Raw genomic sequence first — 11,522 nt, forward strand, 5'->3', positions numbered from 1 at the left:
GAGGTTTGATCGTTCTGAACCGGTCGTCACGCAGCACCGCACGCACAATCTGCGCATCAGCGGTGACCCAGCCGCCGGTCTTCAATATCGGAGACATCCGTCCGCGCCGGCGCACCCGCTCGATCAGTGGATAGATGTCGTCGACCGGATTGATGTCAAAGGTGAGCAGGTTCGCCAGCGGATCACCGCGCCGCGCCAGCAGACGAAGCGCCGTACGTGAGGGCGCGTACCCGACTGCCCAGTGCGTCCAATCCCGGACCGGCACACCCATGTGCCCACGCTCCCTGACAATCGGCTGCTTAGAAGACTAATCCTCCGCCGCGGCAATACCGACGAAAGAGCAGTTAAATCCCGAACCAATGCCTCATAGCGTCGCGCAGTGCGCTCAGTTCGTCGGGGCCGGGCTGCGCATGTGACGACGCCCAGGCCACATACCCATCGGGACGCACCAGCAGCGCCGTGGCGGCTACCTCACCGACACGCCGTCCGGCGGCGACGGTGATATGGCCACTCGCGTCGGTGAATGCGGCTGCGACAGTACCACTCTCGGTGAGGTCGATCAGCAGCGGTCGGCCATCGCGGGCGAGCTCGGCGATACGTCGCGGTCCGGCGGGGGTCGCCACACCGAAGTCGGGCACCCAGTGTCCAACGAGTGGATGCGGCTCGGCATCCGGGTCCCCCATCACATAGCGGTTATCTGCCCCAGACTGTAGGTCGCTGATCCGACGAACGTTGTTGGTGTCGGTAAGCAGCTCGGCGAAAAGTTCCCGCAGGGCAGTGACTTCAGGCCCCGGGCGGAAGAGACCCAATTGGGCCCGAGTCTGCATGAGTAGCCGCTCGGCAGCGGGCCGTCGCTCAGTCTCGTAGGTGGCGAGCAGCGCGGGCTCCACGCGCCCGCTCAGAACCGCGGCAAGCTTCCAGCCGAGGTTCACCCCATCCTGCAAACTCAGATTCAGACCCGGCCCGCCGATCGGCGCGTGGACGTGCGCAGCATCGCCGACCAGTAACACCCGGCCGACCTGATATCGAGACGCGACTCTGGAGTTGATGCCGAAAAACCGACGCAGGTCGATTGGCGCGTCGGGCGATGTGGGCCGCAGCGGCACGTCCTGACCCAGCACTCGCTTAGCGCTGGCCTCCAACTCGGCGAGGCTCATGGGTGGTTCATCGGCGAAGTCGTCGCTGCGCTGTTCGCGGGGCGAGCTCTCCATTTCGTAGGTCATTACTGCGACGCGGCTGCCCATGGCACCGAAGGAGAAAACGCCTTGGTCAGTCCGATGGGATCGCTGCGGCGGAAGATGGTCGGAACCCGGCGCGTCACTGACCGGAGCAATCCATTCATCCGGCGGCACGACGTTGAACCCGATCCGGACAACCAGGTCGTAGGACGACATCCCGGGAAACTCAATGCCGGCGAGATGGCGTGTCATGCTGTGGCCGCCGTCGGCGCCGATGAAGTACTTAGCCGGCAGATCGTAGGCACCGTCGGGCCCGTCGACATGAAGCGTGACGCCGTCGTCGTCCTGATCGAAACCGGTCAGGGCGTGTCCCCACCGAATCTCCGTGTCGTAATCGTCAGCCCGCTTGGTGAGCAACTCGACAAGCCCGTGCTGTTGGACTGGGACGACGAACAATTGGGAGTCGGGGATCACCGCGAGGTCCAAGGGAAAGCCCGCGAACATCCAGTGCGAAGTGGGTATTGGCGGCCCGGCTGTCCCGGCGATTGCGCTGTACAAACCTCGGTGATCAAGAATCCGAGCCGCTTGGCCCGCGATGCGGTTGGCCCGTGGCTGCAGGTTAGGCCCGGGCGTCGGATCCAACACCACCGGCCGAATCCCGGCCAATCCCAGTTCGCAGGCCAACATCAACCCGTCAGGGCCAGCACCCGCAATGACGACGTCAACCATGCGACCAGCTCTCTGAGGGCCAGACCAACCGATCTTGAAGTTTACGAAGTAGCCGTCGCCCCGGTCTACCCTCGAGTAGGCACGAGGAAAGGTTCGCAATGTTCGCAGCGTTCGGATTCGAAGCCATGGGTGTCGTCGTCGGTGACATGTACTTCGTCGACCCGATGCCTATCGCCGGCCAGGAAACCCCGGAACGGGGAGTCAGATTGGAACTGCGGCTGGTCGACCGGGCCGAGCCGCAGGGATCGATTTACGCAGGCGTCCCAATCGCTTTCACCCGCCCGGTGTGGCGGGTGGATCTTTTCGGGTCCACCGAGAGCCCGCCCGGAACGTTGGACCGGGCCCACCATCACCCCCGGTTCAACGGGTGGGAGCCCAGCCGCCGGAACTTCGTGTCCGAGCTGTCAGCCGACCCGCTGTCCTGGTTGGCCGCTGAGCTGGCCGACCCGGACGCCGTGCTATCCCGTGCGGGTGTCGGCGCGGACGAAGTCACCGACGCCGACAGGGCCGGACTCGCCGCGGCCGGCCCGGAGATTGTCGCGACGGTGAAGCGGATGCTCGACGGCGTGCGGAGCGGCGAATTGGCGCCGGCCCCCGCCGAGCTTGTCGCCGCCGCGCGCACGGGCTGGCTCTGAGCGCGGCGGCCATTTCACCGCACGTCTGATTCCCGTCTGGGGGGTTAGTAGTGCGAAAGATGTTGAGCGTCTTTCCAAATTCCGTCGGGCGGCATGTCGAGGCGACCGGTGAGTGGTCGACGCCATTCGGGCGTGGCGGTGGGTTCGCCCCAATAATCGGTGACCTTAGTCGCCTCGCCGTTGTGGAGTTCGGCGATGCTGACGTTTCGGTAGAGTCGTCCGTCGCCGTAATTGCAGGTCCATTCGACGACGATGGTGTCGTCGAGGTGAAGTCGTCGGCCGACTTCAAGGGTGAGTTCAGGGAAGTTGCCTTCAACTTGAGCGATCAGGTCGCGGCCGGACACGACTTCTTCCATTTGTGGCCATTGACGTTGGCATTCGATGCCAGGGGCACGCCGAGGATGTAGGCAAGCCGGGTTTGGCCGTCGGACGGTGTCGAGTGCGCGGTCATGGTTCGACATTCTGCCGCCGCGTCGCGACCTTTGCGACGGGGTTGGATCAGTCGGTCGGTCGAGGCTGAACCTTCCTCCGAAGCAGTCGTTGCCTACTTAGTTGTCAACAACTACTTTAAAGCCGGGTGCCGTTGGGCCGGGCTAATCCTTTGCCAGGAACTTGTGGAGTTGCTCCACGGCATGGTCGATGGTGAAGCTGGCGGGTGCGTGTCGCGGCGGGAACTCCTTGAAGGTGTCGAGGAACTTCGTGGCCATAGCGACCATGTACAGGACGAAGTAGTCGTGGCGAAGGAACCACTCGTAGTACGTATTTGACGTGATATCGGCATACTCGAACGGGTCGGTGCGTAGGTTGAACAGCTTTGGTACGCGCAGCGAAGTGAATGGTTCTGCCCATAGGCGCATAGTGCCTTGGCAACGTTGCTCCATGAACACGGCTTTCCAGTTCTCAAAGCGCATGGCGACCAGATCGCCGTCGTCGGAGAAGTAGAAGAACCCCCGCCTCGGGCTGGTTTCGACCTCTCCCGTCAGATACGGCAGCAGGTTCACGCCGTCGATATGGACCTTGAACGTCTTGTCTTCGCCTCGGAGGTTGACGGCGTAGCCGTTCTTGAGCTTGTCGCTGATATTAGGATCGCCAGCGGCTGCGAGCAGTGTGGGCAACCAATCATGGTGCTGGACAATGTCGTTGGACACGACCCCAGCTTTGATCTTGCCCGGCCAACGGATCAACTCCGGTACTCGGAATGCTCCTTCCCAGTTCGTGTCCTTTTCGCTCCGGAACGGCGTCGTACCCGCATCCGGCCAACTGTTCCGGTGCGGTCCGTTGTCGGTGGAGTAGATGACGATGGTGTCCTCGGCGATGGCCAGCGCGTCGAGGCAGTCCAGTACTTTGCCGACATTGCGGTCGTGATCGATCATCGTGTCGTGGTAGTCGGATTGCCACAGCCCCGCCTGACCCCGACTTTCGGGCTTGGGGTGGGTATAGAGGTGCATATGGGTGGTGTTCATCCACACGAAGAACGGCGTCTCAGTCTCGTGTTGGCGGGTTATGAAATCAATCGTGGCATCGGTGACGTCATCGTCGATGGTCTGCATCCGACGGGTATCGAGAGGGCCGGTGTCGTCGATGATCTGCTTGCCGACAGGACCAAACTTCGGATGGTCGGGTTCGGCTGAAACGTTGTCAGTGGCCTCGCATTTCAGTACCCCACGCGGCAGCGCAAGTTCGTGCAGGATCGGGAACTGGTCGGCATGGGGATAGTCGAACTGCTCGGGTTCTTCCTCGGCGTTGAGGTGATAGAGGTTACCGAGGAACTCATCGAAGCCGTGCACTGTCGGTAGGTACTTGTTCAGGTCGCCGAAGTGGTTCTTGCCGAACTGCCCAGTCGCATAACCCAACGGTTTGAGCAGCTCCGCGATGGTCGGGTCTTCGGCGGCCCACCCGATGTCGAAACCAGGTGCGCCCACTTTGCTCATACCAGTCCGGTACACACTCTGGCCGCTGATGAACGCGGCCCGTCCGGCGGTACAGCTCTGCTCACCATAGGAGTCGGTGAAGAGCATCCCCTCCTTTGCAAGCCGGTCAATGTTGGGCGTCTGGTAGCCCATCAATCCCATGCTGTAGCAACTCAAGTTGCTGATGCCGATGTCGTCGCCCCAGATCACGAGGAAGTTGGGTTTCCCATTTGGCATAAAAGGCCCCTTGGTGACGGCTAGAGGTTCTACTTGCGAAGGCGCTGTCCTCGTCATCGACGTTATACCGACCAACTGCCCTCTACCGCTCTTTCAACGCGTCCGCAGTAGTTCACCGAACCGCCTGCCTTTGTCAACGATTCAACGCTCTGTCCTGAACATTCACGCCGCCGCCATCGCCGTCAGCAGTCGGTTTCGACCGTTCGCATCGAGCAGGTCAGTGTTCGTTCTTTGAGGTAGCCTCACGCCGCGCTGCTCGAAGCGTTGACCAAGGTCGTCATGGTGCGAGCACCGCTGGCGCCAACGGCTGTCCGATGGCGATCGCGCAGCCATTGACCGTCGTCTTGGCCAAATCCGACCTGGTGTCCTTGGCCCGGGCAAGTGTGGGATCGATGGTGTGTGGACGCGACGGCTCAAAGGGCGCAATCCCGGGGTGGGCAGCCAATTCTCACTAGCGCAGTATTTGTGCGATAAGCAGGATTACAGGCGGGCCTCAGAAGGAGTGCGCATGACCTCGAAGCTTGAACTCGACGCTCGCCTTGATCCGCGGATCAAGGCGTACTTCGCAGGCATTGACCTGGGGGCCGCCAAGCCCAACGTGTCGAGCCGGGAAGAACTGCTGGCCCAGGAGAACACCCCGGAAGCGCTGGCCGCCCAGGACCCCGCCAACGCTCTGTTCAACGCGATGGACAGCGAGGACGTCGCCCCGTCGGCCGGCCTAACCGCGCGCACCGAGACGTTCACCTCCTCGCCTGACGGAAACACTATCAAGATTCAGTTCATCCGGCCCGACAACGAAAAGACCTTGCCGTGCGTTTTCTACATTCACGGCGGCCGCATGCAGTTCAGTTCTTGCTACCTCGGCAGCTACAAAGCGTGGGGCCGCATGATTGCCGCCAGTGGCGTCGCGGTGGCCATGGTTGATTTCCGCAACTCGGTGCATCCCTCCTCAGCGCCGGAAGTGGCTCCCTTTCCCGCCGGCTTGAACGACTGCGTCTCCGGCCTCAAATGGGTTCACGCCAACGCGGACTCGCTCGGTATCGATCCGGGACGCGTCGTCGTCGCCGGCGAAAGTGGCGGCGGCAACCTGACTCTCGCTGTGGGGATGAAGCTGAAGCAGGACGGCGATCTAGGCCTGATCCAAGGCCTTTATGCGATGTGCCCCTTCATCGCCGGCGAATGGCCACTGCCGCAGAACCCGTCCTCCACCGAGAACGAGGGAATCTTCATCTTCGTGCACGACAACCGCAGCACCATGGCCTACGGCATCAACGCTTTCAAGGCCCGCGACCCGCTTGCGTGGCCCGGCATGGCACAGCCCGACGACGTCCGGGGCTTGCCGCCGGTGGTGATCAGCGTCAACGAATGTGATCCCTTGCGTGACGAAGGTATTGGCTTCTACCGACTGCTGCTGGAGAGCGGCGTCTCCGCGCGCTGCCGCCAAGTCATGGGCACCGTCCACGCCACCGAGATTCTTCCCGTTATCTGTCCTGACATCAGCCGCGACACCGCTCGCGACATCGCCGACTTCGCGAGGTCTACCTCGTGACGACGCCTCCGTTGCAGATGGCCTCTCCGGAGTCGGTCGGCTTGTCCCCTGAGCGCCTGGACCGTCTCGACGATGCGATGCAGGTGGAGGTCGATGCCGGGCACTATGCCGGGATCAGCCTCATGGTCGCCCGCCACGGCAAGCTCGTGAAGTTCCGGCGCTTCGGCTATCAGCCGCTCGAAAGTCGTGAACCACTCAGGGAAGACGCTATTTTCCGCATCGCCTCGATGACCAAACCGATCATCGGCGCCGCGATGATGACTCTCTACGAAGAGGGCAAGTGGCAGCTCGACGATCCTGTCACCAAGTTCATTCCCGAGTTCGCCGATCTACAGGTGCTGAAGGATGACGAACTGGTCCCGCTCGATCGTCCGATGATCATGCGTCACCTGATGGCTTCATCCGCGGGCTTCGCCTTCGGCGCGCCAGTCGGCAGCACGAATCCGAAGCTCGATGAGATGTACGCCGCGGCTGGCCTTTTCAGCGGCACCAACGAGGACATGATCGCCAAGATGGCCAAGCTGCCGCTAGAAGCACAGCCCGGCACCTTGTTCCGGTACGGCCTCCAGCAGGAGTTTCAGGGCGTGATCATTCAGCGGGTATCCGGCGAGACGCTGGACACCTTCCTCGAGCACCGAATCTTCGGGCCGCTGGGCATGGAAGACACCGGCTTTGGCGTCGCGCCGCAAGACCGCGGCCGCATCGCGCCCCGTTACGCGCTCGACGACAACCTCACGCTGCGCCTGGCTGCGGACCAATCGCCGTTTCCGGTGCTGGCCGGTATCCCCGCGGGGGAGAAGCCGCGATACCTGCTCTCGATCGCCGGGCTGTATGCAACGGCGCAGGACTACCTGCGTTTCGCGCAGATGCTGGCCAATGGTGGGATCCTCGACGACGCCCGGCTTTTGGCGCCGACGTCGGTTACGCTGATGACGAGCAACCTGCTGCCAGATGGCGTTCCGATGCGTTTCGACCAGCCGTTCGCGGGCGTTGGCTACGGCATGGGTGTCGGCATCGTGCTCGATCCGGCACACGCCGATTTCAACGGCGGCGCGATCGGTGCGGGCAGCTACTACTGGGGCGGCGTGCATGGCACGTGGTTCTGGGTCGATCCGGTCTACGACGTCATCGTCGTCGGCATGATCCAGCAGGAAAGCGCCGGCAATCCGCCGACCGGGCGGCCCTACCCGGTGCCCGATATCCGCGGGATATCGCGGTCCATTACTTATGGGGCGCTGGTCGACCCCGCACGCTAGTGCGCCGACGGCCCGGAAGATCAATGACAGCGTTGGGGGTTAATACGATCGAGGACACATCCAGAACAGGAAGAGGCACCCCGATGGCAGCAACTTGCCGGACCAGGCACTGGAACTGCGTTCGCTGGTGACAGCGCGGAGCACGCTAGAGCTCTCACTGCACGACGTCACTGTTCCCTCCCCCGCCGCCAATGAGGTGCTGGTGCGCGTGGAAGCCTCGCCGATCAACCCTTCAGACTTGGGCGTTCTCATCGCGGGCGCCGACATGTCTGCCGCAACGGTGACGGGCGGACCTGAGCGGCCTGTCGTTACCGCATCACTGGGAAAGGTCGCGCTGGAGGGGCTTTCGGCACGAGTCGATAAACCGCTCCCGGTGGGCAATGAGGGCGCGGGCACCGTAGTAGCGGCCGGGTCGTCCTCCGCGGCGCAGGCCCTTCTCGGCAGGAGAGTGGGGATCGCCGGCGGCGGCATGTACACGCAGTACCGGGCCGTTGATGCGTCCGCGTGTCTTGCCTTGCCCGAGGGAACAACGGCGAAGGATGGGGCGCCGTCCTTCGTTAATCCTCTCACCGCTCTCGGAATGCTGGAAACCATGCGCCGCGAAGGCCATTCAGCCCTCGTGCACACGGCTGCGGCGTCGAACCTTGGCCAGATGCTCGTCAAGCTCTGCCTTGCGGACGGGGTGCCGCTTGTCAACATCGTCCGCAAGCCCGATGAAGAGCAGCTACTAAGGTCGCTCGGCGCAGTCCACGTGTGCAACTCGTCATCGCCGTCGTTCTCGACAAACCTCGTGGAGGCTCTCAAAGCGTGGGGAGTCGGAGGTTGGCTGCTGACCCTATTCCTCCAGAACGCCGGGGCCGAAGCCGTTGGCCGGCTCCGGGCCCGTGTGGCCGCGGAGCTCACCACGACGTTCGCGGGTACTTACACCCGGGAGGTGTCACTGGCCGGCATGCTCATGCCCGATGCGTTCCATGCCTATGTCACGGGAGCGACCGGGGAGAAGTTCCTCGTAACTCCCCAGGCACACCCGTGACTGCAACATCGAGCGCCAGCCCGTTGGCCTTAGGGGCCTCGCGAGCAGGAATGCCGTTTGGCCATCACACTGGCTATGGCAGGCCATCAACCGCTCGCCGACCCGCGGCCGTCTCATTTGTCGAACCTGGGAAATATGAGTAAATGGCCTGGGAGTTGCCTGGGAAATATGATAGTAATTGACTTCACGATTATAGGTGATTGCCAGCCGGCGGATGGCCATCAAGAAAGCGTTATGATTCCGTCCACCTGCATTAAGAAAACGTAATTCCGTAAGAATACATCATGAATGCCGTGACGACGGTCACGACATATTGCGGAGAGCTGCGTCAATCGCTATACAAGACGCAGCGCAGCAAGACGCGAGCCGGTGATCTCAGGCAGCCCAAATCGCTTAGTTACGTGAGGGATTGCGTGCCTGCACGCACACGTGGCTGTGAATTTCGATCTCAGACAGGAAAATAACAATCAAAGACGTACAGTAAGTCGCGCGGGAAATGCCCGAAGTCTCTTGGAGGCGATTTTCCGATTGCCCTGCGCCAGTGATCTCAATAAGTTGTTAGGGAGAAGCGATGCCACTCGGTAACGCGCTGCAAGCACTAATCATGCTGGCCGTAGTCTTGATCGGCTCGGTATTTTTCGGAAACCTCTTCCGTCGGATTAAGCAGCCCGCGGTCGTCGGAGTAATCTTCTTTGGCATTGTGATGGGTACAATTCTGGCCCTCACTCCTCAATCCATAAAGTCCGTGTTGCTTTCGGCGACCTCGAAATCTCTCATCGACGCCGTGGGCCAAGCGGGCCTCTTGTTACTCATGTTCCTGGTCGGAATCGAGCTGCGTACCTACAGCACATCAACATCAACCGAGCGGTCACCGCTGTGGCAACTGGTGCCCTGTGTGGCGGCTCCGATCGTCGTCTGCGCAGCTGCAGCCTGGCCCTTCCAACACCAACTCGTTGGCCCACAAGGCAACTCACTACATGCGTGGGTATTCGTCGGTGTGGCGCTAAGCGTCACGGCCGTTCCTGTTCTCGTGCTGCTCATCCAAGATCTAGGGGTCCCAGCGCCCATCCCAGCGGTCGGGCTACGAATTGCCGTCACGGCGGATGCGACGGCATGGGCACTGGTGACCGCGTTGATCTTGTTGACCACAGACTTGGACTCGGTCTCGGTGACTGCCGTATGCGCGGGCGTCGTCTTGCTCCTCGCAGTGATGCTCGTGCTGCCTCGGATGCTGCAGCGGTGGTTCCAGGAGAACCAGCAGAGTGCTCCGTTTGTCGTAGCGATGTTCGCCTACGCGCTTACCGGAGCGGCAGCAACGCAGATATCCGGCTTCCACCCAGCCATCGGTGCGGTGATTGCCGGTCTGTTCTTCCCCGCGGGGCTGGCCAACGAGGCATCGCAGCGGGCCTTAGCCACGGTTGCTGACGTGCTCATTCCAGCGTTTTTCGTTTCGAGCGCGCTGTCTGTGCCGCTGGAAACGTTAGCGGATCTGTTTCGATGGAGTGGTCTGCTGTGCCTGGTGACCCTCACCATCGCCGCCTTCGGTTCGAAGGTCGCGGTCGGAGTCCTGGCCGGCAGGATGCAACGCTGGCCGCTTACCACCTCGGCTCAACTTGGCATCTCGCTGAACTGTCGCGGCATCACCGAACTCGCCATTGCGTCCGTCGGTCTCCAAGCCCACTTGATCGGTCCCTACGCGTTTGCGATGTTGGGTGCGTTGGCCATCGTGACCACCGCAGTGACGGCTCCGCTGTATCGCGCGGTCAACACCTTCGCGCACGCTCATACGTCACCCGCGGACGTCGGGCATGTGGCGCGTGTGGCGTGACCCGGAATGGTTGATCCTGGGTTCGTGAGAGGCTTGCGGCCCACATTGTGGGCAGGAAGGCAAGACGAAGATTGTGGCAACCAGGACGCGACATCGTCCCGGCAGTCAACGATTCGCCCGGCGCGGGGGCGGCCGCGCATGCGACTCGGCGTCGTCGCGCTGATGGGGCTCATTACCTGCGCAATGGCCGCGTCGGTGGTGATGTACGTCAATGGCGCTGCATACCAACGCATTCCAGCTTATGACGTAGCCACCAGCGGCGGCACAACGGTGACGCTGGATGCGGTGAGCATTTCAAACAACTACCGCGAGCTCGTCGGCGACCTCATCATTAAGCCCGGACCTGCGTTGCTGGATCCGGCGACCGCCAGCCTCAAGCAAGACCTCACTGTGGCAGTCACATCCGCGACGACGCCGGTCAGGCGCACATATTCCAGAGGCATGTTGCCCGGCGTTTTCCCGGTTCCACTGACCTTGGCGCACGACGTCGAACGTTGGCCGTTCGACAGTTACGACACCGGGCCGCTCACGGTTGAAGTGTTCACGGGCCCTGAGCAACTGCCGGAACGCGCCAACCTGACATTCGTCGATGGGCTGGCCGGCTGGAAAGTCCACGTGGCTCGCGTGAACAACGCCAATGCGTCGTCACCCTATAAAGTCCAATTGCAACGATCGCCGAGCACGATGCTCTTCGCGATGGTCATCCTGTGCATCTTCGTGGCGATCGCGACAGTTGGCTTATTCGTTGCAATTCAGACGATTCGCGACCCACGCAGGTTTCAGGCGCCGATGACAACCTGGTACGCGGCGATGCTCTTTGCGGTGGTACCGCTGAGAAACGCACTTCCGGGCTCGCCCGCGTTCGGAAGCTGGATCGATCTCACGATCGTGTTGTGGGTAATGGTGGCTTTGGTGGTCTCGATGCTGCTCTACATCGCGGCCTGGGTCCGGTCGACATCTCAGACCTGAGCGCACAACCGCGCTTTAACCCATGCCTACCGTTGCCATTCAGGCAGAGCGAGCATCTGATCTAAAGCTTTCCTGTCCTCATATCCTCGCCGATCTTGAGGATCGGGGTCTGGTTGTCTGGCTGAACCCTCTCCCACAGGCTGCCCTTGCCCAGCTTTTGTCCTAACTGCTCTTCTCTCCTGAACCACTCCTCGGCGC

Annotated in this window: 10 protein-coding genes and 3 pseudogenes; 6 read left to right on the forward strand and 7 right to left on the reverse strand. The window is 61.9% G+C overall.

Annotated elements, in window-relative coordinates; translation table 11 throughout:
• Both WAN02_RS32045 and WAN02_RS32050 read right to left on the reverse strand, forming a co-directional pair.
• Positions 1–271 (reverse strand): annotated as a pseudogene (locus tag WAN02_RS32045) (cytochrome P450); the annotation flags it as partial.
• A 73-nt stretch (positions 272–344) separates the two neighbouring features.
• Positions 345–1,907, reverse strand: coding sequence for an FAD-dependent monooxygenase (locus tag WAN02_RS32050; protein WP_422269384.1), 1,563 nt, complete (start codon positions 1,905–1,907; stop codon positions 345–347).
• Positions 1,908–2,005: 98 nt separating this feature from the next.
• Here WAN02_RS32050 and WAN02_RS32055 point away from each other — a divergent pair, with 98 nt between their 5' ends.
• On the forward strand, positions 2,006–2,542 hold the full coding sequence (locus WAN02_RS32055; RefSeq protein WP_422269385.1) for a hypothetical protein: 537 nt from the start codon (positions 2,006–2,008) through the stop codon (positions 2,540–2,542).
• Positions 2,543–2,586: 44 nt separating this feature from the next.
• Here WAN02_RS32055 and WAN02_RS32060 read toward each other — a convergent pair whose 3' ends face one another.
• From WAN02_RS32060 to WAN02_RS32075, 4 genes and pseudogenes are all read right to left on the reverse strand, one after another.
• Positions 2,587–2,886 (reverse strand): hypothetical protein, encoded by a 300-nt coding sequence (locus WAN02_RS32060; protein WP_422269386.1) that lies wholly within the window; start codon positions 2,884–2,886, stop codon positions 2,587–2,589.
• The gene (locus WAN02_RS32065) at positions 2,868–2,993 is read right to left on the reverse strand and encodes a hypothetical protein (RefSeq protein WP_422269387.1); all 126 of its coding nucleotides are present in this window, start codon (positions 2,991–2,993) and stop codon (positions 2,868–2,870) included. The genes WAN02_RS32060 and WAN02_RS32065 overlap by 19 nt, the downstream gene beginning before the upstream one ends.
• 142 nt (positions 2,994–3,135) lie before the next feature.
• Positions 3,136–4,689, reverse strand: coding sequence for an arylsulfatase (locus tag WAN02_RS32070; protein ID WP_422269388.1), 1,554 nt, complete (start codon positions 4,687–4,689; stop codon positions 3,136–3,138).
• Between the two features lie 162 nt (positions 4,690–4,851).
• Positions 4,852–5,071, reverse strand: a pseudogene (locus WAN02_RS32075) (hypothetical protein); the annotation flags it as partial.
• Between the two features lie 126 nt (positions 5,072–5,197).
• Here WAN02_RS32075 and WAN02_RS32080 point away from each other — a divergent pair.
• The 5 genes from WAN02_RS32080 to WAN02_RS32100 all read left to right on the forward strand — a co-directional run bounded on the left by WAN02_RS32080 (position 5,198) and on the right by WAN02_RS32100 (position 11,324).
• Positions 5,198–6,238, forward strand: coding sequence for an alpha/beta hydrolase (locus tag WAN02_RS32080; RefSeq protein WP_422269389.1), 1,041 nt, complete (start codon positions 5,198–5,200; stop codon positions 6,236–6,238).
• A gap of 17 nt (positions 6,239–6,255) precedes the next feature.
• Positions 6,256–7,494 carry a serine hydrolase domain-containing protein gene (locus tag WAN02_RS32085; RefSeq protein ID WP_422269390.1) on the forward strand — a complete coding sequence of 413 codons (1,239 nt, stop codon included), beginning with the start codon at positions 6,256–6,258 and terminating at the stop codon, positions 7,492–7,494.
• Between the two features lie 94 nt (positions 7,495–7,588).
• Complete coding sequence (locus WAN02_RS32090) at positions 7,589–8,527, forward strand: alcohol dehydrogenase catalytic domain-containing protein (RefSeq protein WP_422269391.1); 939 nt, start codon at positions 7,589–7,591, stop codon at positions 8,525–8,527.
• Positions 8,528–9,098: 571 nt separating this feature from the next.
• On the forward strand, positions 9,099–10,355 hold the full coding sequence (locus tag WAN02_RS32095) for a cation:proton antiporter (RefSeq protein WP_422269392.1): 1,257 nt from the start codon (positions 9,099–9,101) through the stop codon (positions 10,353–10,355).
• Between the two features lie 138 nt (positions 10,356–10,493).
• Complete coding sequence (locus WAN02_RS32100; protein ID WP_422269393.1) at positions 10,494–11,324, forward strand: DUF4436 domain-containing protein; 831 nt, start codon at positions 10,494–10,496, stop codon at positions 11,322–11,324.
• A 61-nt stretch (positions 11,325–11,385) separates the two neighbouring features.
• On the opposite strand, the pseudogene WAN02_RS32105 reads toward WAN02_RS32100, so the two are convergent.
• Positions 11,386–11,522 (reverse strand): annotated as a pseudogene (locus WAN02_RS32105) (NmrA family protein); the annotation flags it as partial.

Origin of the sequence: Mycobacterium sp. (assembly GCF_049281135.1) — a bacterium.
GTDB lineage: Bacteria > Actinomycetota > Actinomycetes > Mycobacteriales > Mycobacteriaceae > Mycobacterium.

Coding starts and splice junctions, on each gene's coding strand:
- WAN02_RS32050 (WP_422269384.1), bottom strand. CDS start 1,907: ATGGTTGACGTCGTCATTGCGGGTGCTGGCCCTGACGGGTTGATGTTG.
- WAN02_RS32055 (WP_422269385.1), top strand. CDS start 2,006: ATGTTCGCAGCGTTCGGATTCGAAGCCATGGGTGTCGTCGTCGGTGAC.
- WAN02_RS32065 (WP_422269387.1), bottom strand. CDS start 2,993: ATGACCGCGCACTCGACACCGTCCGACGGCCAAACCCGGCTTGCCTAC.
- WAN02_RS32070 (WP_422269388.1), bottom strand. CDS start 4,689: ATGCCAAATGGGAAACCCAACTTCCTCGTGATCTGGGGCGACGACATC.
- WAN02_RS32080 (WP_422269389.1), top strand. CDS start 5,198: ATGACCTCGAAGCTTGAACTCGACGCTCGCCTTGATCCGCGGATCAAG.
- WAN02_RS32085 (WP_422269390.1), top strand. CDS start 6,256: ATGGCCTCTCCGGAGTCGGTCGGCTTGTCCCCTGAGCGCCTGGACCGT.
- WAN02_RS32095 (WP_422269392.1), top strand. CDS start 9,099: ATGCCACTCGGTAACGCGCTGCAAGCACTAATCATGCTGGCCGTAGTC.
- WAN02_RS32100 (WP_422269393.1), top strand. CDS start 10,494: ATGCGACTCGGCGTCGTCGCGCTGATGGGGCTCATTACCTGCGCAATG.